At 45.8% G+C, this 26,872-nt stretch carries 2 protein-coding genes; both read right to left on the bottom strand.

From position 1 onward, the window contains the following. Positions 1-69: 69 nt before the first annotated feature. Entirely contained in the window at positions 70-13,041 is a 12,972-nt protein-coding gene (locus tag AXI57_RS17915; RefSeq protein ID WP_061670820.1) for an SDR family NAD(P)-dependent oxidoreductase, read from the bottom strand. Between the two features lie 18 nt (positions 13,042-13,059). Further along, positions 13,060-26,871, bottom strand: coding sequence for a type I polyketide synthase (locus AXI57_RS17910; protein WP_061670819.1), 13,812 nt, complete (start codon positions 26,869-26,871; stop codon positions 13,060-13,062). Between the last annotated feature and the right edge of the window lies 1 nt (position 26,872).

Genomic DNA, 26,872 nt, shown 5'->3' with positions numbered 1-26,872 from the left:
TGTTCTTCTACCTCAGTGATGGTTAATTCTCCCGATCTGTAGGCGTCAAGAATGTCTTTATGATTCATGCTATTTACTCCCTTCTATGATGGTTTGCACACTCTTAAAATCCAATTTCCCTTGCGCCACCTCTTTCATCATGCCGATGATTTGCTCATCAGTGTATGAACTCGTTTTCTTTGTTGACGGGACTTTTATAGGCTGATTTTGTCCGTCAGCTTTTAACGCCAAATGAGCTGCTAATGACTGGACCGTCTGAAACTCGAGAATGTCGCGTCCGGTGATTTTGATATGAACATTTTTTTCTATATGACGCATCAGTTTTCGGCCAAGAATGGAATCCAGTCCGTAATCTAGAAATTTTCTTTTGAAACTGATTTGATGTCGCGTTAGGTTGAGCTCCCGCGATAAAAATTGCACAATGCATTCCTGCATTTTTTCCTGGCTTGATTGGTCTTCTAAGACTTGAATCGTTTCATTTTCTTCTATAGACTGCTTTATGGCTTTTGGCTGGTCTTGTTCCTTTTTGCCTGCTGACACCCAATAGCGTTCCCTTTCAAATGGATAGCCGGGTAAAGGGATAGTGCGAACTTCATTGCCGTTATGGAGTAATTCCCATGACATATCGTTTCCTTTGGTCCAATACTGTGCGATTTTTTGCAAATTGTTTTCTTTGACGAAAACTTGTAAAACCGTTTCGTCTTGGAGTTCTTGGTTCTCTTCCGCATTCCCCGTAAATAGGGATGCAAAAGTTTCGAATGATTCACCATTCTTCACCGCTTCGTCATATTCCTTCAATTTTCGCACCAGTTCTTCTTTATTGTTCACAACCATTGCCAAACGGGCTTCCATTGCTTCTCTTCCGACCTGCAGCGTATAGGCAAAGTCAGGTAAAGAAAATTCATTACGCTCGGCATACTCAAGCATTTTTCGGGCAACAGCTTGCAGCCGTTCCTCGTTTTGAGCAGAAAGTACGATGACTTGCGGGCACTCAGTTGAGTGTGAACGCGTTACGTCATATTCTTCCACTACTGCATGTGCATTGGTTCCGCTTATGCCCGTCGTGCTGATCGTTCCCACCCTCGGCATGCCGTTTTTCTTTTTCCATGCCTGATTTTCTTTATGGAACACAAAGGGACTTTCATTAAACTGAATATATGAATTGCTTGTTTCACAATGATGTGTCGCCGGAATGGTTTGGTCATTCATAGCCATCAGCATGCTGATTAAACTAACGACACCTGAAGCGGCAAATGTGTGTCCGATTAACGATTTAATAGAGCCGATTGCACAGAATTGCTTCTGTTTTGTATACTTATTGAATGCCCTCGTTAACGCTTGGACTTCGAGCGGATCTCCTATATTTGATCCGGTGCTGTGCGCCATCACATATTGGATATCCAACGGATTGATTTGAAATTTATCATATATGCTTTCTATCAATTCCGTCTGGCTGAAAGGGTTAGGGGCTGTGATACCGTTTGTTTTCCCGTCATAATTGACCCCGCTTGCCTTTATACATCCATAAATGTGATCTTTGTCTTCAATCGCCTTTGATAATGGTTTCAACAGCACAGCTGCTGCCGCTTCGCCAGGCACGAGCCCATTTGCATCCTGGTCAAATACTTTACATTGCCCGTTTGGAGAAAGCATTTCAGCCCTAGTCAGCGCCGCATATGACATCTGAGTCATATTCAGGCTGACACCGCCGGCTAACGCCATTTCACAGTCTCCCTGGCGTAATGCCGAACATGCCTGATGAATGGCAACGAGCCCTGAGGAACACGCCGCTGTTAACGACATATTAGGCCCTTTCAAATCCAAAGCGTATGCGATTCGGGCAGATAATGTGGCGTTTTGGGTGCCATTAATGTAGTCCGTATCACCGGTTAAATGCGCATATTCCCCTTCTTCCACACCCACATAAACGCCGCAAGACTTTCCTTTAATCCGTTTTCCCATATATCCTGCGTCTTCAAATGTATGCCATGCTTCCTCTAAGAAAATGCGCTGGCGCGGGTCCATGCTTTCCGCTTCTTTAGGTGATATTTGAAAAAACAGCGGATCAAATCGGTCTATGTCATTCAAAAATGCACCCCATCTTGGCACTGCTTTTTCTGAATCCCCGTTACCATCACGCCAATCCCATCGTTCTTTTGGAATTTCCGAAATGCAATTTTTTCCGTTCTTCAGATTGTCCCAAAATTCCTGAACCGTATCCGCCTGAGGAAATCTGCCGCTCATTCCGATAATGGCGATCGGCTCTGCATGATTTTGCTGAACACTTTTTCTTTTTCGGGATTCTTCGCCTTTAGCTGCTGCCGCATCATCTGTTGCAACTGGAGACTTTGGCAAGACAGGCTGTTTCCGAACGTCTTCCCGGTAAAATTCTTCAATCATCTCCTTATGATCCGTTAAAAAGTATCGGATCAGTTCTTTTAGAGTGGAATAGCCGAAAAATAAAGCCGGTGTTACTTCAATTTTGTAATGGTCGGACAATAGGTTTGAGAATTTGGCCAAATAGATCGAATCGAATCCGAAGTCGGCCCAATTTTTATTCATCTCTAACTTGTCCTTTGAGATTTTGAGCAAAGTATGGATATGCTCTTTCAAATCCATTTCAAGACGTTTTTCCACACTTAATGACTTGTTCTCATCTTGTCTTTCTATTACGGGATGAGTTGAAAGGGCCGGTTCAGGCTGTATATGTTCATTGAGTCCCAAAAAGCGCCGGGCGCGGCTAGGCTGACCTGCTATAATGAGATGCTGCGTATCTTGTTGAGATAAGATTCGTTCAAATATGCCGATACCTTCATCTGCCTCTAATAGACGCTGGCCGCTTGATTTCAGATACATATCGGTTGTCTCGGCATTACCGATTGCCATACCTCCGTCTTTCCACACAGGCCAGTTGATGACAAATGTTTTGCCTTGATTGAGATGATCATTTCTATAATGTGCGTAAGCCATTTGAAATCGATTCCCTATCGCATAATCGCAAAAACCAAAGTCTCCTAAAATAGCGGATGATGATGAAAAATAACAGATAAAATCAAGCGTTTCTTTTTTTAGCCATTCATCAAGCGCTATGGTTCCATTGATTTTCGGTTCAATAATGTGACGGAAACTTTCCATCTCTTTTTCAAAAATAGCAGACTCGCTTTCTAAACCTGCAGCATGAATGACGCCATTGATGGCTCCGAACCGTTCGATGCCGCGTTTCACGCAGTCTCCCATCGCAATCGGATCACAAACATCCGCCTCTGCGTAGATGACGCTGCTTCCCAAATTCTTTAATTTTTGTATTTGGTTTTGTTTTTCCTCATTGACAGGCGAACGGCCGGTAAGAATGATGTTTGCCGCATATTTTGCAGCCAAATGCTTGGCGAATAAATAACCTAGCCCACCTAATCCGCCTGTAATCAGGTAAGTCCCTCCATGCTTCAATAAGCTGTTTCCTGCTTGTATGGCTGCCGGTTCAATGATAGATACATAACGTTGTTCATCCTGATACAGGACGGTTTGTTCGCTTGCAGCCTGTAATTCCGTCCAGATCTTACGCGCCCAATCCTCCATTGATCTCCGATTCTGGCTGTCAATTGTTTGAAAAACGCCTGTGACTTTTGTATTCGGAAGGACCAGTCCGAGCGAACGTTCAAAACCGATCCATGATTCTACATAGCAGCGGTCCAGGCCATTTTCAAAACCTCCCGCCAATAACAGCCGGGAAGGCTGAAGCTTTGCAGATGCCATGGCTTGTAACAGATATACAATGCATGAGTAATCTTGAATACAACTTTGATCCTCTAGCGCCCATAAATAGAGAATCGCATCTACTTCACCGTGTTCTTCTTGAATGCGCCGGAATGCTTCCTTATATGCGCCGGGCTCATGTCGCAAAATACGATAGTGATATTGAGATTGTTTTTCAAATGCCGCACCTTGTGAAATAAAAATGATCCGCGTCTCTTTGTCAAAGGTTTGGACAGCTGAAACGAATGCTTGTTGTTTTTCAGGGTCAGAGAGAAAACAAACCAACGTTTTTATATTCTTACGGGCTGCTTCAGGTGCGCGCATCTCTTTCCAAGCCTCTTTAAACGTCATCAGCTGAAAGTCTTCTGCCGTCTCCTGCTGCTGTTCCATATGGTCCTCTGTGGATGCCGCTCTCCTTACAGCTGGTTTCTCTTCATTCACTGAGGCCCAGTAGCGTTCCTTTGCAAAAGGATATGTCGGCAGGCTGATCCGGATCGGCGCCTTGGTTCCATAAAGCTTGTGCCAATCAAAGGACAAGCCCTTCACCCAAAGATCCAGTAATTTTGTATATTTTCCTTTGCTTATCCAGGCATCTATAATCTTTTCCATATCTTCATCAGCTGAAAAGACAGCCAATGCTCTTTTGTTATGATCAGTACGGTCCCGGTACAGAGTATCTGTTTCTTCTTTACCTTCTATATAATGGTTCAGCTTGGTCTCAAGGTCTTCAATAGAATCTGCTATAAAGCCGAGCCTTTCCTCCATCGCTTCACGACCTGTTTGAAGGGTATAGGCCACCCTGACAAGATCTGTTTCGCTATATCTCTTTTCACTGATGGCCGCCAGCAGCTGTTCTGCTCTATCCCGAAGCCGTTCGCTATTTTTTGCTGACAGCACAATTAAAGCCGGCGGTTGAGCATATAGCGTTTGCGTCTCCGTTTTCGGAATATATTCTTCTATGACAATATGAGCATTTGACCCTCCCGCACCAAAACTGCTTAATCCTGCGCGTCTCGGCACCTCCTGCCCGTCAATGATCGGTCGTTTCCATTCTCCGAGTTCTTGCTGGACGATAAAAGGAGTATGGCCGAATTCAATATTTGGATTTAACCGTTCAGAGTGCAATGAAGGCGCGATTTGGCCGTATTTAAGCTGAAGCAGTATTTTTGTCAGCCCTGCGATGCCTGCCGCGCTTTCACAATGTCCGATATTGGATTTGGCAGAACCGATCGCACAGAACTGCCTGTCTGTTGTGTCTTCCTCAAAAGCTCTTGTTAATCCTGCGATTTCAATGGGATCACCTAATGCCGTGCCCGTGCCGTGAGCCTCCAGATAACTGATGGTCCGAGCCGAAATATTCGCTTTTTGAAAGGCTTCCTTCATTAACTGGCATTGCGCGTTCGGGTTTGGCACAGTATAGCCGTTGGTTTTTCCTCCGCTATTCACCATGCTGCCCTTAACGACACCGTAAATATGGTCACCGTCTTCAATCGCTTTTTTTAGAGGCTTTAAGATGACGGCCCCTACACCTTCTCCATCAACAAATCCATCCGCATCGTCCCCGAATGATTTGCATTTATCACCTGACGAGAGCATATTCATGACAGATAAGTTCTGGTAATGGATCGGGTCGACAATCAAATTGACTCCTCCGGCAATGGCGCATTCACTTGACCCGCTGTATATGCTTTCCAGCGCTAAATGAATGGCTGTCAGGGAAGAAGAACAGGCCGTATCAACGGCTATGCTCGGCCCTTGGAAATTCAAAAGATAGGACACCCTGTTGGCAATGGACCAGTAGCCGTAGCCAGTAGGGTAGTTTTTGTTCATCACTCCTGCAAATACGCCGATCTTTCTGCTTGAACACAGCGTTTCCGGCGTGTATCCCGCATCCTCAATACTTGCATATGCGGTTTGTAAAAATAATCGCTCTTGAGGGTCCATTCTTTCTGCTTCTAACGGAGAAATTTGAAAGAACAAAGGATCAAACTTATCCATATCCTTTATGAAGCCGCCCCATTTCGTATAAATCGACCCTTCTTTTCCTTTTTCTTCATCGTAATATGTCTTCCAATCCCAGCGTTCTTTAGGTATTTCTTCAATGCAGTTTTTTCCTTCTTTTAGATTGTTCCAAAAATCAGCAACCGTTTCCGCCTGAGGGTAACGTCCGGAAATGCCGATAATGGCTACATCTCGGCTGGTCATGGCTTGGGATGGCTCTTCTTGCTCCTTTTGGCTTCCAAGCTTGCGATAGCGCCGGGATTTTCTGAAGGTCTGCGGCGATTCTTGCGATGGCCCATCCTGAAGCAGCTTTGCCACTCGCTTGTCATTCTGCATTTGATGATCTAACCCCGTCAGCTTTATGAGCGCTTCTTTTTTTGTTTTGATTAAGTGCGCTACTAATGCATCAATGGTTTGGTACTCAAAAAATAACGTGCTGCTGACATGATCTAATACCTTACGTAACGTATTGGTCAGCTGGACGACGACGATAGAATCGATACCGTACTTTTCCAGCGGTTCAGACGAGTCAATCTTGCCGGCTGGGATTTTCAGCGTTTCTCCGATTAATTTTTTCATATACTCCGTACTTTTCTCTTGGAGTGCGGAATCTTTTGTTTGTCCGGCTTCCTCCGCCACGTTCATTTGTTCAGTCGCCGGGTCTTTCAACGGGCTTGAACGGAAATCCCTTACTGCCGGAAGCGCGTTTTCCTTTGGCGGGGTCACATTGCGAATGACCCCGTTGCTTTGTGCCGCAATGATTTGGTGGCTTAAGTCATGAGCTTTTTCCGCCGGGAAGAACACCGATTGATAGCCTTCACTTTCTAAAGCCTTTTCCCACGCATCAGGATATAAACCGGGACAGCCAGGTATACGAAGCTCAGGGTCTTCATACAGCCACCAGCCTTCCAAAAGTCCGAATGTAATATGAGGGAACAGGCTGTTGCCGGCCATTTCATTTAATAAGAGTAATCCGTTATGTTTTAGAACCGCTTTCGCATGACGCAAGGTTTGGCGGATATTTTTCGTCGCGTGCAGGACATTAGCCGCAATCACAATGTCATAGCCGCCTGCATCAATTTCCTGATTTACAATTGGTGCTTCCACGTTAAATATTTTATAGGTCAGATAAGGATTTTCTGGGCCATACTCTTTTTCCGCATGCATCAAAAATGCTTTGGATAGATCTGTATAGCAATATTCTTCAATGTTTTGTTGATAGCTCTTCAGCTTTTGAAAAATGCCCGCACTTGTACCGCCGGTGCCCGCGCCTATTTCCAAGATCCGAATGGATGCTTGCGGGTCTTCTTTCAGCCGCTCTTCTAAGTAAGCAATTAATGTATCAGAAAGCACTTGATTGAAGTAGTCTGCAACTTGATTGTGTTTATAGATTCCTTCCACCAATTCCATAGAGGAATGAGGGAACATAACATCCGTCGCTGGCACTTTTCCGGCCAGAATATCCGGCAATGCTTTAAGCATGGACTCTGCCAACACAACCATTGCTTTCGTATTGCTGTCTTTCAGCCACTCTGCCTTTTTCTCGCCCCATTCTTTCCAAAGCTCATCTATATTGTGGTCTGCTCTGTCTTTTGTCACCAATGACTCTCCATCTTGCTTAAGATCGTGATGCTCCAGAAGGAACGCTATGCTTTGCTGAAGCCATTTTTCATAAAAATCACGGGTTTTATTGTTTCGTTTAAAATGTTCCGCAGAAAATCTGTCACCTTTAAACAACCCGGCCGTTTGCAATTGACCTAAAAGAAGCCTGTAAAGGAAATCATCCAGTTCCTCATGCTTTACTCCTTTTATATGGTCTGCATTTGACCCTTTTTCTGACAAACGCCCTCTCAAGCTTTTTACGTCAACCTGAGGCTGGTGCGGATAAACGGTTATGGCCTCCATCTGATTCATGCCTTCTACTGCAACCGGTTTGGTTGTATGAATGAAAGCCGCTTGGCTGACCGGCCCCGAAAGCAGTGCTTGTAATGCGTTCATGCCTGCCTCCGGTTCAATCAAGCCTAGGCCTATTTGATCCATGAGCTGGACAAAATTCTCATCACCAGCCGCTTCGCTGTTTCCCCAATATCCCCAATTCATTACTTTTACCGGACACGTCCAGTTTTGTGAAAGCCGGTAAGCAAAAGCATCTGCAAAAGCGCAGCCGGAAGCATAATGGCTTTGCTTCACATTTTTGATATGAGCCACAAGCGAGGAGAAAAATAGGACAAAATCCAAATCTTCCCGCTCAAATACTTGAGCCATACACACACTCACATCTACCTTGGCCGCCAGCCCCGATCTGAATTCTTCAAGTCTCATATTTTCCAGACTTTGCTCAGATAAGTTCATCGCTGAATGAACGACGCCGTGAATGTGGGCATAACGCTCTTTCACTTTTTCGTAAGCTTGCTGCAAGGAGTTTACATCAGCTGCATCGGCAGCAATGTAGTGAGGCATAGGTCCGACGTTTGCAAGACGGTCTAATTTAGCCTGGATGGCGTCATTTAATGGACTGCGCCCAATCCAAATAATCTGCGCCTGATAGCTGCGGATCATATATTCACTCCACGCTTCACCAATGTATCCCGCACCGCCGATAACCACATACACTCCCCCTGTTTTATACAGAGTGCTGTTTGACGGTGAGTGTTGAAACGGGATCAATTCCTGCTGATGCCACTGCTGATTACGATAAGCCCAAGCATGCCCATGACGGTCAGCTGGAAGTGTAAACATCTGCTTGATTGGCCAAACACAGTCTTCCTCAAGATCAAGAAGCCGGATTTTCCAGTTCGGGTATTCCTTAGCCATTGTGCCGGCAAGCCCGTGAATACTGGCATGAGAAGGGTTTATTGATTCCTGTTGAACAACCGGCTGCGCTTGGACAGTGACAAGGCTCCATGTTACATCTTTGTCACCGTATCCTGATTGAAGAAGTGCTTTGACAATCTTAAAAACGTGAAGAACGTTTTTTTCCTGATCTTCAATAAACATATCCTCTGACATTATGTTCAGCTGGCGGGACGGAGCGATCCATATCACGTGATCAATGCTGCCGCATGCTTGCAGCTTGTTCGATATTGCTGAGATATCATCTGTTGACTGAACATCTAAAACTGTAATCTTCGAATCATGCTGTTTGATTAATCTCGGGTCATCCTCAGACCCTCCAATTAAAACTGCCCGCTCTTCAAAAGCTGGGAGATCATCCTCTGCATCTGCAGAAATAGGTTCCCAGACGGGAATCATCATCGTATGCCCGACTGGCGGATGCGCCGCATTTTCTGCCGCATTCGTTTTTGGTGCAGATGAATGTTCTCCTTCCAATGCTCTGATGGAAGCCCCTTTCATCCGAACACAAATGTTGCCGTTCTCATCGCATAAATCAATATCATACTTCCTCACTTTGTCATCCGCTTTGCTGTCCTGACTGTATCGAATAAAGGACCATATGTCAGAAGGGCAAGGGCCAAGGATGTCAAGTTCCTGCATTGCAAACGGCAGTGACAGTTTGTGTGTTTGAGTACCTGCGTTGACTGAACTTACAATTAAACCGATCGAAGCATGAAAAGCGGAATCCATTACACTAGGGTGAAGCATGAATTGCTGCTGGCCGCCTTTCAAGAAAGCGGGTAAGGAGATTTTTGCAAGCAATTGGTCTTGTCCCACGAGCACCTTTTCAATTCCTTGATAGCCCTCGCCATAGTCAAGCCCTATCTTCCGGAACGCCTCATAGCATTGGTCTGACGCTACGGTCTCCAGGCTGCATTGCGCCTGCAATGTTTTAATGTCTAAAGCCGGGATGTCCGTTACGTCGCCTATCCTTGCACTGCCCTGACAGTGTATGATCGGATTTTCATCCATATCTTCCGGTTCACTATAAATCTCATAGGTAATCTCTCCGCTATCTTCCGGATAAAGGCCGATATGTATCTCTTTCGGTTCGCTCTCAATCACGATAGGCCGTATCCACACGATATCTTTGAGTGACACCACTCTTTGTTCATCTTCCTGAACACCGGCTGCTTTTTCCGCTGCCTCACGGGCCATTTCCAAATAGGCTACGCCCGGCAAAATTTTCTGACCATTAACTACATGATCTGAGAGAAAAAACTCTTCGCCTGTAAAGGTAGAACTAAATCGCTGCTCAGTGAAGTCTGATGTGTTTCGGTGCAGCAGCGGATGTAATTGGGCATCGGTGCTGCTGTTTTTCGTTTCAGGTGCCGGTATCCAATAACGTTCTTTTGCAAACGGATAGGTCGGAACACTGATTTTGAGCGGCTTCTTATTCCCGTACAATTCTTCCCAATTCGCCGGCTTTCCTTGAACCCATGCTTCCGCCAATTTCTTCAAACCGCCTTCAGTAATCGGCTTCTGCACCGATTCCATTGCGGCTTGATTCACGCTGGACATAAAAAGATCATTCACATCTTTGACCTGTCCGGTCCAGCAATCATTGATCTTCTCATTGCCTGCCGCAAATGCTTTTAATTTAACGATTAAATCCTTTATGTCTGTCACCAGAAAAGCTGCTCGCTCTTCCATTGCTACGCGTCCTGACTGTAATGTAAAAGCAAGCTCAGAAAGATTGATGTCCTCATGAAGATAATCGAGCAGTTTCTTCACATAGGCTTGCAGCCTGTCTTTGTTTCTGGCAGACAGCGGAATGATAGCCGGTGCGGCTTCCGCTGCAGGAGACATAGAAGCTGCCGGGATGTATTCTTCCAGAATTAGGTGCGCATTTGACCCCGAAGCTCCGAATGAACTTAATCCGGCACGGCGGGGATAGGTGATGCTAGCCCCGTTTTCTGTCAATGTCGGCTGCTCCCATTCCTTTGTTTCATGCTGGACATAAAAAGGAGATTGATCCAGTTTAAGGTATGGATTCAGCTCTTGTGAATGCAAAGACGGCACCAGCGTTTTATAGTGCAGCTGAAGGGCGACCTTGCACAAGCCGCTGATTCCGGCTGCAGACTCGGCATGCCCAATATTTGATTTCACGGAACCGATGGAACAGAACTGCTTATCCTGCGTATCCCGGCTGAAAGCTTTCACCAGCCCTTGAATTTCAATCGGGTCTCCTAAGGAGGTGCCTGTGCCATGGGCTTCTACATAGCTGACGGTCCTAGGATTGATTCCTGTTTTCTCTAAGCAGGCTTCGATGACGTCAGCTTGCGCCACAGGACTTGGAACCGTAATTCCGCTTACCTTTCCTACATGATTAATGGCACTTCCTTTAATGACGGCATAGATCCGGTCCCCATCCTGCTCTGCTTTTTTCAGAGGCTTCAGCAGAACCGTTCCGACGCCTTCTCCCGATACATAGCCGTCGCCGTTTAGACCGAACGTATGGCAATATCCGTCGCTGGAATGCATTCCCACACTGCCATAGCTTATATATTTAGCCGGATGCAGCGACAAATTAACTCCGCCCGCAAGTGCCACCTCGCATTCTCCATTTCGGATGCTCTCTATCGCCAAATGAACGGCGGTCAAAGAAGAAGAGCATACAGTATCCACCGCCATACTCGGTCCGTGGAAGTTACAGTAGTAAGAAACCCGATTGGCGATTTGAGCATAATTCAGTGACAAAGGAAATGGGTTGTCTTCAGATAAAGCCTCCGCTCCAATCAGGGAGTAATCTTTATGCATAACGCCGGCAAATACGCCGACATGCTGTCTTTTATGTCTGCCTTGCGGTGCTGCAAGCGTGTTTGGTGTATATCCCGCATCTTCAATCGCTTCCCAGCAAGCCTCTAAAAACAAACGTTCTTGGGGATCCATGTTTTCTGCTTCTCTGGGAGATATTCTGAAGAATTGAGGATCAAAGCAATCTGCATCCTCGATAAAGCCGCCCCATTTTGACACAGGCTTCCCGGCAGGCGATTTCAAATGGCTGAATTCCTGCCAGTCCCAGCGCGATGGCGGAATTTCAGTGATGCAATCCATGCCCGCCTTTAGATTCTTCCAAAATGCTTGGATATTTTCAGCCTTGGGATAACGGCCTGCCATCCCAATGATCGCAATGTCTCCGCAGGCTTTCGATACAGTTTCATCAGCCTTTAATGATTCCGGCTCCGGATCTTCCGGCATAGGTAAAGGAGACTGGCGGACAACGTTGTCCGCCTCTCCAAATGAAAAGTGTTCAGCAAGATAAGCTGACAATTCTGCAATGGTTGTGTATTCAAACAGCAGGGTCGGAGAGAGATCCGCCCCTATCTTGGAACCAATCGCCTGAACGGTTTCAAGCAAGGAAGGCGAGTCCAAACCAAGCTCATAGTACCCGGCATGTGTTTCAATCTGTTCTGCCGGTTTTCCAAGCTGTTCAGCCAGAAGCTGACGTAAAAACTCTTCAATTGCAGCATATTCCCGGCTGTTGTCTGCACTTGCCGTCTGAACAGATTCGTTCCGCTGCATCAGTGCTTGAGACCTATTCGTTTCCTTTCTTTCCGGATGAATGGCTTCCGCTTCGCGCACAGATTTACTTGCAAAGTTTTTAAGCTCGGCTACCTTTTTTCCTTGTTGATTGAAATATTCAATCGTCATATAAGTAAGTTCTTTCTCCTGACGAACTGAAGAAGATTGAATGCGAGCAGCACATTCTTTCTGTAATAATTCCGAAGCGGAAAAGGATTCATAAAACAAAGGCAGATAAAGAGTCTGTCTGTCTTGATTCGTATTCGAGAGCAGGACGCTTGACCCTAATCCGCTGCCGTCAATGAGAGTCGGATGGAACATAAACGACTCGGAATGAACCAGAGCTTCTTGGCCGACAGAAATATCAATAAGGGCGCCTTCACCCGTTTCATATATCTTTCCTTTTGCCTTCATCATCCCTGTATGCACCAATTCATGACGGCGGCACTGGTCATAGATATCGTGCAAATCTACAACTTTGTCAGCCGTTTTTTCCCAATGAGTCATATCAATGGTTTCGCTGAAAGCAACAGATTCTCTTTGATGCATTTCTGCAGTTACATATTGTTTTTTGTCTGTTAACAAGTCTCCTTGCTGTTTTTGTCCGTCAATTTGAATAACCCATTTTCCTTCGTTGTTTTCAGACACGTGAATAGAAAGAATGATGTCATATTGCTCTTCCGCGATCAGCGGGTGAAAAATGGTTACATGTTTAAGTTCAAGTTCTTGATAAGCGTAACCGTGTTCTTGAAATACTTGATAAATGAGATCTATATAAGCAAGGCCGGGTAATAACGCTTGTCCATATACCTTATGATTTTGCATAATAGGATGCTGTAACGATAGGCTTAATTGTTCAGTTATCATTTCTTCCCCACTCCTCTCTTATTTGAATGTTTTCCAAAACATTTCTTTAGGAGCACCCTTGGCCGGAAGCTCTTGCTTTTGCACGGTACGAGCTGATGCGGCGGCTTTCTGTTTTAAAATAGGCTGCCGATTTAATGCCGGAAGCGGCAGAGGTTTTCTTCGAATCGGACGCTGAACCGATTCCTGCCAAGCTTCTACAATCAGATGGGCATTCGTTCCTCCATCCGCAAAACAATTAATCGCTGCAGTCGGCACTTCTGCCGCCGCCCATTCAACTTGTGTTTTACAAAAATACAAATCAGTTTCTTCTATATCAAAATGCGGCATTTTTTGGTCGCCCGACATAAACGGGACCAATCGGCGATGCTGCAGCATCAATGCGACCTTTATGAGACTGGCGATTCCTTCTGCACATAAAGGGTGTCCGATATTAGGCTTAACTGATCCTAATCCTAAAGGAGCTCTGCCGCTGGAACGGTAAACGGACTGGACCGCCTTAAGCTCAAGTAAATCCGTCACCACCGAGCCAGAACCGTTCGCTTCGATATAGCTGATGTCTTCAGGTTTTTTGCCGCTTTTTTCGAGCGCCGTCTGCATCACGTCCTTCTGTGCCTGCAGATTCGGAGTAGAGGGTCCCGCGGTCCTTCCGTCATTATTAACAGCAGCGGCTTTAATGACAGCATAGATGGAATCTCCGTCTTTGAGCGCTTGCCTCACCGTTTTGACTAACACCATGCCTACGCCTTCTCCCAACACCACACCGTCTGCACGCTTGTCAAATACATGGAAAGACGGCTTTTCACATAAAAGGCCCCGCTCTTGGAACATGTGATGCGCAGCATCTGTATCAAGCAAACTGACACCGCCGACTACTGCAGCGTCAATATCACCGCTCCGTAAAGCTTGAATGGCCATATTTAAACCGACCAAAGCAGAGGAACAAGCTGTGTCCATCACGATACTCGGACCGCGCAAATCGAAAAATTGAGAAATATTAGCCGCTAAATAGTTTTGCCCTCCGGCTACAATCGGGTTACGTGCTTTTGAAAGACTGGATGGATCAGGTTTGTGCTGACTGCGCCCGCCTATATAAACACCTGCCTGCATTCCTTTAATTTCCTTTTGTGTATACCCGGCGTGATGCCACAATTTCAAGCTTTCTTCCAATACAGCTAAAGCCTGAGGATCCATTGCCCTGACATCGTCTTCCGACATAAGGAAGAATTCAGAATCAAATCGCTCCAGGTCATCAATTACGCCGGCATAATACGGACTGGAATAACCCCAGCGTTCAGGCGGAACAGGTCTGATGGCTGATCGTCCTTCAGCTATTAAATCCCAATATGACTCAAGAGTGTCAGCTCCGGGAAACCGGCAAGTAAGACCGATAATCGCGATGTCTTCTGTATGATTCACCGGTTTCATCTCACGGCTCTTTTCCGGTTCCGCTTCGCCAAGAGATACCGCATTCAGTGAAGGCGGAGATATGGCAGACTCATGCTCTTTTGAGGTGGAGCGGCATACTGCATTTGATAGGGAAGATTCATAAGCAGACACCAGCCACTTTGCAAAAGACTCTATCGTTGAATATTCAAATAAAATGGACGGATCAATGTCCCCTTCTATCTTCTGATTGATCTGCTGTAATAACTGAGCCAAAATGATCGAATCCACGCCATACTCTTGAAATGGTTCATCGGTTTCAAGATCCTTGGGGTCTATCTTTAACTCATCAGAAAAGATCTTTACAAGCCAGGCTGTCGTTTCATGCAGCAGGTTTTGAACGGCTTGATCGCCGCTTGCCTCAGAACTTGGAAACGGCATACTTATCACAGAATCTGGCTGAATCGACTGCTGCATCAGCTGATGCGGCTGCCATACATCTAGATCGGTCACTGCCGGCAGGATCACGGCATGTCGTTTTTCAGACAGAATCTGATCTAAAAGGTGCAATCCTTCTTCATTTTTCAAGCTTAACAGCCCGGTCTGTTCCAAAGCTTTGCTTCGAACCTCACCTAAACCGGTTTCCTTCCAGTTGGGCCACTGGATGCTGACAATCGGACAATCATCAGAATGTGCCTCTGCAAAATAGTCCATGTAAGCATTCGCCATGGCATAATCAGCTTGGCCTGATGCAAGAACCGGAATAATCCCTGATACTGATGAAAACAGAACGAAAAATTGCAGCGGCTCTTCTTTGAGAATGTCAAATAATGTTTGAAGGCCTTCGACTTTAGGCTCCAACACCTGTTGAATGTCTTCTGCGGACTTTCTTATAAATGCCGGATTTTTCGTATTCACCATACCGGCACAATGAATGACTCCGCCAATTCCCCCCATGGTGTGCTGGATTGCTTCAAGGCTCTCTTTCACAGCATGCGGATCGGACAGGGAAAGAGACAGCACTTGCACGTGTGCGCCCAAAGCTTCCAACTCTTGGACCGCTTGAATTTTTTTTGCAAGCGGCGTGTTTTGCCGACTGAATGATTCCCACTGTGCACGAGGTGGCAGCGGCTCACGGCCAGTAAGCACTAATCGTTTAACTCCGTATGTTTGCACAAAATGCCGAGCGCATAGTAATCCGAGACCTCTTGTCCCGCCTGTAATCAGCAGCACCTTGTCTGTCGGAAACGATATTGATTGATGCTCGCTATCCTCATGGGCAGATCTTTCTTCCAAAAATGCTCGATAGCGCTGTCCGTCCCGATAACAAACTTCGGTCTCTGTACTGTCAGCACTAAACTCATCTGCGATCAGCCTCGCCAACTCTGTCTCTTTTGCCGCTTCATCTGCATCCATGTGTCTCGATTTGAGATAACTGTATTCGCTTTGAAGCATACGATATAAACCGCTTCGAGAGGCGCCTGATAAATTGACATTTCTATTTTGAAACGATTCCAGCCCTTTTGTCACACACATGACGGTTAAACCTTGTTTGTGTTTACGTCCATGCTCAATCAGCTTTTGCAGCGGGCTGATCCATTTCATGGATTGGTTATCGCTCATTTCACACCCGGCCAAATCCACTGCGCCATCGAAACTCTCCCAGTCCGCATCTGAGAAATCGGTGTGTCCTTCAATATCAAAAATATGATATTTTGAGAAATACTTAGAAAGCTCTTCAGCCAACGTCATTGTCTTCGGACTGGCCAATATGGCCACCGTCCGGTTACCTTTTTCCTTCGCAGCAATCGGGCAAAGCTCCCATTGTTTTTGTAAAAAGCAATGCCGTCCCCCAGTTTCAGGACTTGCAGAACTGCTGCTTGCTGCAGCTGTTTCTTTGGGCAGCCAATAATACTCTTTTGCAAATGGATAAGCGGGGAGACTGATTCGATAAGGTTTTTGATCTTCATAAAGCTCGTTCCAATCTACACGAAGCCCTTTCACCCATAAATCTGCTATTTCTTTAATCTTTCTCTTCTCTATCCATGTTTGCAGCAATGTTTTGGCATCACCATCTGTTTCAAAAGCTTTAATGTCACTTTTTTTCGTTTTCACATGAGCAGAATAAATCCCAGCATGCTGAACATCGGCGATATAATCCTCTAATGTTTTGACAAGCGATTCTCTTGAATCTGCCAAAAACGCCATCCGATAATCCATCGGCTCCCGGCCAACCTGAAGGGTGTATGCCATATCAGCCAGATTTATATCTTCATGGGATTCCGCAAAGTCTTTCATCAATCGGGCATAACCTTTTAATTGCTCTGTCTTTTTCGCAGATAACACAAATAACTTTTGGCTATCCTGGTCTGATGGCCTGTCATTGTGCCTTTTAGGCTGATATTCTTCAATCACAAGGTGGGCGTTCGTCCCGCTGTATCCAAAGGAACTCACACAGGCTCGCCGCGGCTGTCCTTTACTCGTTTCCCAGTGCTTAAGCTCGGTATTTACATATAAAGGCGAATCTTCAAATTGAAAATGCTCATTAGGCGTTGTGAAATGTAAAGTAGGCACCAGTGTTTCGTGTTTCATGCACATTAACACTTTTTGGACGCTAGCTACCCCTGCCGCCGCCGATGTATGACCGATGTTGCTTTTCACTGAACCGATCGCACAATATTTCTTTCGGTCTGTTTTCTCTTTAAATACGGTCGATAGGGCTTCTAATTCAATCGGATCCCCTTGTTTTGTTCCCGTGCCGTGCATTTCTACATAACTGATGCTCTCAGGGTGTATATCATATTTTTCATATATGTCACGTTCTAAGTCCATTTGGCTTTTTGCACTCGGCGCTGTAATTCCATTCGTTTTTCCGTCCTGATTAATTCCTGAACCGATAATGACTCCATATATATGATCATTAGCTGCTTCTGCGTCTTTGAGTCGCTTTAGGACTAACGCTCCTGCACCTTCGCCGGGTACGAAACCATTTGCGCTATTATCAAACGCTTTGCATTGTCCATCCGGCGATAACATCCCGGCTTCACACATGCTGATGTATGATTCCGGAGTGAGGTATAAGCTCACGCCGCCAACCAACGCCATATCAATTTCTTTATTTAATAGAGCTTGGCGGGCCAAATGGGTCCCGACTAATGAGGAAGAACAAGCCGTATCGATAGGAATGGCAGGGCCTTTTAAATTAAGATAATACGGAATACGTGCTGCCGCTATAGCAAAACTGTTCCCCGTGGCGCTTGCTCTGGCCTGATGCTGATTCAGCATCATCCCGTATTCATTGCTCATGATACCCAGATAGACTCCGCACTTTTTATCATTTAATGTTTGGGCGTTATATCCGGCATCCTCAAATGCTTTATAGCCTTCCTGTAAAAATATTCGATGCTGCGGATCCATCAGTTCAGCTTCTGACGGCGGTATATTAAAAAATAACGGGTCAAAATGCTCGATATCATCTAACATTCCTAGTGATTTACAGTATATTTTCCCTTTTTGATTCAGAGCCGGGTCATAATATTGGTTCACATCCCACCGAGATTTCGGAATGTCCTTGATTGAATTTCTGGCATGGACTAAGTTATCCCAATATGTGCTTACGTCACTTGCGCCGGGGTATCTTCCTGACATCCCGACAATGGCTATCGCATCCGCTGGGTAATCTTGTTCAAATCGGGCTGTTTTCTTTTCGGGTTCCTTTACCGGCTTTAATTGAACAGGCTGAATCGGTACGTCTGCCGGCTTCGCCTCAAGTGATGCTATAGGCTTTACAGACACTTCTGAAGGCGAATTGAGATTCTTTGGCTTGACTTCCTTTTTTCCTTTGCCTCGTTTGACCAGCTCAGTTTTTAGAAATCCCGCAAAATCACGAATCGTCGGATAATCATAAACTTTGGTTACGGTCAATGACGTATTGTACTGCTTATTAACCGCCTTTACCCATTCAAGCCCCGTAATAGAGTCCATTCCGATATCAATGAATGTGTCGTCGATATCCACCTCGTGCTGATCCATGTAAAGAACATCGGCTATACTTTCCTTCAATTCTTCATGGAGCGTTTCAACTGTTTCCGGATACTGGCTTGTCGCCGATATTTCCGCGGCTGCATACTGAATGTCTTCTATGGGTTCATTATGAGCGGGCTGCTGATTGCTTAATGGCTGTAAAGAAATATTGACCGGTTTAGCTGACACTGTTTCTGTCCGGTTTATCGGCATATGTGTATCTGGCGCTTTCACCGCGAAAACTCCTGCCGTTTTTTCACCTTCAGCTTGTTTACTTAATTCACTTTTTAAAAATGCTGCAAAATCACGGATCGTCGGATAATCATACACCTTTGTAACAACGAGTGACGTACCATATTGCTTGTTAATCGCTTTAATCCATTCAAGCCCTGTAATAGAGTCCATTCCGATATCAATGAATGTTTCATCCGGATCGACTTCATGCTGGTCCATGTATAACACTTCTGCTAAGCTTGCCGTCAGTTCATCACACAGCACTTCGGCAGAAAGGGATCGATGCGGCTCCGAAGCGACATTTTGCAAGTCTTCAGTTCCATTACTTGGTGTTATCGCCTGAACTGCCAAGGGCTGCAAAGAGATATTGGCAGGCTTGCTGCTGACTCTGCGAGAAATCGATGGCTCTTGACTGACAGGCTGTACTGTAACGACAGGTTTGACCGTTTCAACTGGTTTAATTGGTTTAATCGGTTCAACCGGTCTGACTGAATTTTTTTCGACGGTCTGCCGCTCATTTTCTTCTATCCAATAGCGGTCTCTTGCAAAAGGATAACTAGGCAAGCTGATGCGCTGCGGTTTGTCATCTTGATAGAGCATGTTCCAATCGATGTTCAAACCTTTTACCCAAAGGTCTAAAAACTTCGTATATTTTCCTTTTCGTATCCAAGCTTCGATTGTCTTTGCCATGTCTTCATCAGCCGCAAACACGGCCATGGTTTCTTTGTTTCGTTTGACTTGTCCGCGGTATAGATGTTCGGTATTTTCCTTCCCGGCAATAAATTCATTCAGCTTTTCTTCGAGTCCTTGCATATTTTCAGCCACAAGCGCCAAACGCTCGTCCATCGCTTCACGCCCGACTTGAAGCGTGTATGCCATACGGATCAGATCCTTTTCAGAATACCTTTTGTCACGAATGGCACCCAGCAGACTTTCAGCACGCTTTTGAAGCCTCTCTTCATTCTTTGCTGACAGTACGATGATGGCCGGCTGTTGATTCGCAGACGGAGCTGACATCGTCGGCTCAGATTTCGGAATATACTCTTCTATCAGCACATGAGCATTTACTCCTCCAGCGCCAAACGAAGAGATGCCTGCGATTCTTGGATATTCAATTTGTTGTCCATTCACTTGAATGACCGGCTGCTCCCATTCTTCAAGCTCTTGCTGCACTTTGAATGGAGAATTGAGAAAATCAATATTCGGATTCAGTACTTTTGAGTGCAGTGAAGGTGCCAGCTGCCTGTGCTTCATTTGCAGCAATACCTTTGTCAGCCCGGCGATACCTGCCGCACTCTCACAATGGCCGATATTGGATTTGGCTGATCCGATGGCGCAAAACTGTTTGTCTTTTGTTTGTTCTCTAAACACTTTTGCCAGTCCGGTTATTTCAATCGGATCTCCGAGGGATGTCCCAGTGCCGTGCGCTTCGATATAGCTGATTGCCCGCGGATCAACTTTCGCTTCCGTAAGCGCCTTTTTAATTACAGCTGCCTGAGCATTCGGATTAGGGACTGAGTATCCGTTTGTTTTTCCTCCGTGATTAATGGCTGTTCCCTTAATGATTCCATAAATGTGGTCACCATCTTTAACAGCTTTAGACAATGGCTTTAGAAGCGCGGCTCCGACGCCTTCACCCGGCACATAGCCGTCGCCTCCCTGTCCAAAGCTTTCACATCGGCCTTTGCTTGACATAAATTTGTTCTGACCCAGCATCAAATATTTATTTGGATGGATCGAAACATTGACCCCGCCCGCAAATGCCGCCTCACATTCTCCGCGCTGTAAACTTTGGCAAGCCAGATGTATCGCAGTTAATGAAGAAGAGCACATTGTATCCAACGCGATGCTCGGTCCATGGAAATTAAAGAAATAGGATACCCGGTTCGCTATGGAGGATGGGTTTCCGGTCAGAGCCAGCGGTCTGCCCCGCACCTGTTCTTGCGCTCCGTATAATTGGTATTCTTCGTACATGGCCCCAACGTAAACTCCGACGTTCCCGCCCAGTTCAGCATCTTTTTCACGGCCAAGATGCTCTCTTGTATATCCCGCATCTTCCATCGTTTCATAAACACACTGTAAAAATAAACGTTCCTGCGGGTCCATCATTTTTGCTTCCCGAGGAGAGATGTGGAAAAATTGCGGATCAAACTTATCTACATCATTGATGAAGCCTCCCCATTTGCTGTAGGTTTTTCCCGCTTTGTCCTTATCTTCATCATAATAAAGGCTGTGATCCCAGCGGTCTTCCGGAACCTCAGTAATGCAGTCATGGCCCTCCTTCAAGTTTTTCCAAAATTCGTGGATGTTGTCCGCTTGAGGATAGCGTCCGGAAATACCGATAATCGCAATATCTTCACTGTCATTTTTACTTGGCTGCTCTTGCACTTTCATTCGCAAAGGAGCAAACCCGGGTTTCTTTCGGCCATAAGTGACCGGTTTTACATGCTTGGCCTCTGAATCTGAGATGTCAACCTTTTCAGAAGGAGGCGCTTCTTCTGTTTCAATTCCCAAAATGTCTAACATCGTTTCCTTGTGTGATTCAATAAAATATTCTGTTAAGGATGTAATGTTCTGATATTCAAAGAACAATGTTTTGGACAATGAACCGAATACCTTTTCTAACTGACCCGTCAAGTGCATGATCATAATAGAATCTATTCCGTAATCTTCCATAGGAGCCGCGGCATCTATACGGTTTACCGGGAGTTTAATAACAGCAGAAAGCACTTTTTTGAAATAATTCTCCCCTTTTTCTCTCAGCAACTCCTCTTGGACTTTCAGCACGGAATTTTCGTTCTCTGCATACGGCTTCCCGCTGCTGCCGCTTGTATTTTGAGCAGAATTGTTTGCCGTTTGCTGTAAAAACGAATGGATTTTCTTCACTACGCCTTGTGCCACCATCAGTTGCGCTTTTCCTGAAGCCCATCCGCGATATAATGCCTGAATGCCGCTTTCTGTTTCCATGGCTATCATGCCGGTATCCCGTGTCAGCATCCGTTCAGTTTCAGCATCAACATGCATGCCCCCGTCTTTCCACAACGGCCAGCTTATGGAGAGTGTTTTTCCATAACGATTGTGTAACGCCGCTTGGCTATTCCGGTATTCGCTGAATGTATTCATAAATGCATTCGCCATTGCATAATCCGCCTGTCCTGCGCTTCCCACTGTTCCGGCTCCTGAAGAAAACAGAATGAAGAAGTCGAGCGGTATATCTTTCGTTGCCTCGTCAAGGTTGACCAGACCGGTTACCTTTGGAGCCAGCACTTCTTGGATTTCTTCTTTCTTTTTCTTAATGATGAAATTGTCTCTGATGATGCCTGCGCTATGAATGATCCCGTTCAGACTGCCATACTCCTTTTGAATCTCTTCGGTTAAAGCATGAACAGCTTCTTTTTCTGTAATATCGGCTTGCTTATATACCATGCGCGCTCCTGAATGTTGTAATTCCTGGAGCTGGGACATCTTCCTGTCATCTAGCGGAGATCGTCCTGTAAGAATCAATACAGCCTCTTTTGTTTGATGTGCAATTTCGTTGGCAAATATCAAACCAAGACCGCCAGCTCCGCCTGTGATAAGATAAACCCCTTGATCTCTCCACGGCACTTTTACGCCCAGTTGTTCTGCGTCTGTTTCTCTCCATTCGCCGACATAACGTTTTTCGTTCCAATAACGGATGTGTTTGTCACTCGGGCATAGCCTGTTTTCTTTTATTGTTCCGGCCATATCGTCTGCATTCATACCGGAATCGATTTCAATCAGTTGGCCTGTCAGTTTTGGATTCTCCAGCTGTGCCGTTTTAAGCAGTCCTGTCAGGCCGCTGAGAAGCTGCGGGTTGCTCTGTGCAGGGACAGCGATCTGGATTAACATCTTTCCGCCGGATTTTGCGTTTAGTGTCTGTTGTATTTCTTCAAATGCCTGTACGGCATATGTTTCAAACCGTTCATGTATCGCTTGACGATTAGAATGCAGTATCACACAGTCAAGTTGTGCTTGAATTCTTTCGGTTAGTTTTTCTTCTATATCACAAACAATCACTTTATGTTCTTTATATTCAATTGATCTATCCTTTTCTGAAATGGCTTTTTCTTCCCAGACATGCTCGAACAAGAGCGTTCCGATTGCCGGCGCGGCGTCTGCCCCATCTGTTTCGTTTTCTAAAACTCTGGAAGAATAGCCTTTCATTCTCACGCATACCAGTCCCTCTTCATTACACAAATCAATGTCAAGCTTCTGGACACGGTCCTGCGCCGTACTTCCCTGGCTGTATCTAACGTGCACCCACATCGCGGACGCGCAGCCTCTGAATATTTGAATATCCTGTAATGCGAAAGGCAGCATTGCTTTGCTTTCTGTCGGGCTTGAATCTCTGTTCCCAAGCTTCAAGCCTATAGATGCCTGGAATGCAGAATCCAGCATGCTTGGATGCAGAATATAACGGTCTTGTGTAAAGGAAACGGCAGATGGCATGGACAGCTTAGCGAGAACTTCGTTTTCCCCTGCATAGATCTTGTCAATCGCTCTGTGGCCGGCACCGTACTCAATCCCCATATTTTTATAAGCTTCGTAGCATTCATCGGGTGAAAGAATACGCTGGCTGCAATTGTTTTTCAACTGTTGAATGTCCAATACAGGAGGTTCATCAGCCTGATAAAGCACTGCGCTTCCTTGTCCGTAAATGATAGGCTCCTTTTCTAAACTGTCAGGCTCCTTATACAGTTCATACGCGATTTCTCCATTGTCTTCCGGATATAGGCGAATGTGTATGTCCGATTGCAGATCGGTTACAGCAAAAGGGCGTATCCAGACAATATTTTGAAGCCGGATGCTGGCTTGCGATTGCTCCCTGACCGCTTGTTCCACTGCCGCCCGAACCATTTCTAAAAAAGCGGCTCCGGGCAAAATACGCTGGCCTTTAATGACATGATCTTTAAGGAAAAATTCACTTCCCGTAAACTCCGACCGAAAACGCACGCCCGACATATCGGATACGTTTTGATGAAGCAGAGGGTGAATGACATGATCTTCTATCGAATTCGTTGCCGCCATATCAGTTCCGATTTCTGCTTCCGGCACCCAATAGCGAACTTTTTCGAAAGGATATGTCGGTAAGCTGATGCGTTTTGGTTTGTTTTCTCCGTACAAGAGCTTCCAATCAACAGTAACTCCATCAGCCCACCGTTTGGCGATGATCTCGAAACTGCCTTCTTCCAACCATTTATGTACCATTGCGGGAGAGTCCGAATGATCGCCGTTCCCTCTGTTCACGCGGCCGTTCCAACAATTGCGGATCGATTCTTTCCCTTGACAGAAGGCTTCCAATTGTCCGATCAACTCCGGAATGCCGCTTGCTACAAAAGCAACCCGTTCTTCCATCGGTTCGCGGCCCACCTGCAGTGTATAGGCCAAATCTGAAATGTGAATGCCATCATGAAGGAAGTCCAACAGCCGTTCCGCATAGTCATGAAGCCGTTCCTTATTGCGGGCAGACAGCGGAATGATCACAGGCTTGTCCTCAGGCGAAGAAATGTGCTGCTCCGCTATTTCAGGAATATATTCTTCCAAGATAATATGCGCATTTGAGCCTGTTGCTCCAAACGAGCTGATCCCCGCCCGGCGCGGGCAGCTGATTTCCTCGCCATTCTCCTTGATAACAGGCTGTTTCCATGTTTCTGTTTCATGCTGCACATAAAATGGCGATTTCCTGAAATCTACATACGGATTCAGTTCCTCTGAATGTAGAGAAGGCACAAGCGTCTGATGATGAAGCTGCAGGGCAACCTTGCTCAATCCGCTGATACCTGCGGCAGATTCCGCATGCCCGATATTCGATTTCACTGAACCGATTGAACAAAACTGCTGATCTTGTGTATATTGCCGGAAGGCTTTCACCAGTCCCTGTACCTCAATCGGGTCTCCTAGGGACGTGCCGGTTCCGTGTGCTTCCACATAACTGACGGTCCGCGGGTCAATCCCTGTTTTGTCCAGGCATGTCTCAATGAGATCAGCCTGCGAAACAGGACTCGGCACAGAAATCCCGCTTACTGTTCCCACGTGGTTAACAGCACTTCCTTTAATCACAGCATAAATTCGGTCTCCGTCTTCCACCGCCTGGCGTAAAGGTTTTAATAATACCGCACCGATTCCTTCAGCCGGCACATAGCCATCCCCGTCTTTACCGAAAGTGCGGCAATAGCCATCGCTGGAAAACATATCCCAAACCCCGTATGTCATATATTTATTCGGATGCAGTGATAAGTTAACTCCTCCTGCCAATGCGACTTCGCACTCGCCGTGGCGGATGCTTTCCAGCGCCAGATGTACGGCAGTCAGAGAGGAAGAACATACCGTATCGACCGCCATACTCGGGCCGTGAAAATTGCAAAAATACGAAACCCTGTTGGCGATTTGCGCATAGTTCAAAGAGAGAGGAAACACATTTTCTTTTGATGCAGCCTCAGCTCCGACTAACGTATAATCCTTATGCATGACACCCGCAAAAACACCTACATGCTGTCTGTTATTCCGGCCTCGGGGTTTTGCCAGTGTCTTCGGCGTATAGCCCGCATCCTCAATTGTTTCCCAGCAAGTTTCCAAAAACAGACGCTCCTGAGGATCCATTGTTTCTGCTTCCCTTGGTGTTATTCGGAAAAATTGGGGATCGAAACAATCCGGATCTTCTATAAAACCTCCCCATTTAGAGATTTTCTTTCCTGAAGGAGATGTTAAGCCTTCAAAGCGGCGCCAATCCCAACGCGATTCAGGGATTTCACTGATACAATCTTTCCCCTCTTTCAAATTGTTCCAAAATTCATGAATATTGTTTGCCTTCGGATACCGGCCCGCCATGCCGATAATCGCAATGTCTCCTTCCACAGCCGGCATGAGTGCAGGAGCGTGAGAGGAGGCAGAACTGACATTTTCCTCCCTTTTCTCGGAAGCCCCTTGACCAGTTACGCTAGCTTTACGATCAATCTGATGAGAGGAATGGGAGGCAGCAAAATGTTCGGCGTGCTCCTTGGCAAGAAACGCAGATAGTTCCGCGATAGTCGTATATTCAAACAGCAGCGTCGGAGAAAGACTCTCGCCGATTTTGTCACTAATGGTTTCTACCACATCCAGCAAACCGGAGGAACTCAGACCCATTTGATAATAACCGACCTGCTTTTCGATCTGTTCTATCGGTATATTTATTTTGTCTCCTATTAACCGGCTGACAAATTGTTCCGCTTCGCCGTATGGTCCCGCATGATCGACTGACGCAGACACTTCTTCCATTCCGGCAGTAACAGATTCAGCAGGTATATCTGCCTTTGTTTCTTGATTCGGCTGCATAGTCTTGCGTTCCCCATTGATAAGCTCGGCTTCGCGCACAAGTTTACTTGTAAAGTTTTTTAATTCAGCCACTTTTTCTCCGGAAGCGTTGAAAAATTCCATCGTTAAATAAATGAGTTCTTTTTCCCGACGGATCGAAGAGCGCTTAATTCTCGTCATGCATTGCGTTTGCAAAAGTTCTGAAGCGGAAAAAGATTCATAGAACAGAGGCAAGTACAGCCTCTGTTCCCCTTTCAGTAAAGACGACAGCATGTGGTTTGAGCCTACCCCGCTCCCGTCAATGAGAGTGGGGTGGAACATGAACCCCTCGGCATGAAGCATGGCTTGTGAGCCAAGAGACAAATCAATGAGAACGCCGTCTTCTCCTTCGTAAATTTGACCTTCCGCCTTCATATATCCGCTGTGCACCAATTCCTGGCGTCTGCATTGTTCATAAACATCATGCAGCGGAACAATGACTTTGGCACATTCTTTGATGTTAATAAGATCAAGTGTCTCTTCAAAAGCCGGCATAGCACCGATGTGCATTTCTGCTTTGATATAGAGTTTCTCTTCTGAGTTCGTTTTGCCGTTACGCTTTTCATAACCTTTTATCGTTATCTGCCAAAGCCCTTCCTTTTTCTCCTTACATTCGAGATTGAGCATAATCACTGTATCCTGTCCTGCAGCTAACGGCTGATAGATAGATAAATTACGCAATTGAAGGTCGGTAAAGGAATAATCCCGTTCTCTGAATATTTGATAGATCATATCAATATAAGCCAATCCTGGAAGCACTTCTTGTCCGTATACCACATGGTGACGAATAAACGGATTTTTCAGCGATAAGGTGATTTGCTTCGTTATGGTTTTCACG

The organism is Bacillus atrophaeus (assembly GCF_001584335.1).
Lineage (GTDB): Bacteria > Bacillota > Bacilli > Bacillales > Bacillaceae > Bacillus > Bacillus atrophaeus.
This window is presented reverse-complemented; position numbering and strand designations above follow the sequence as displayed.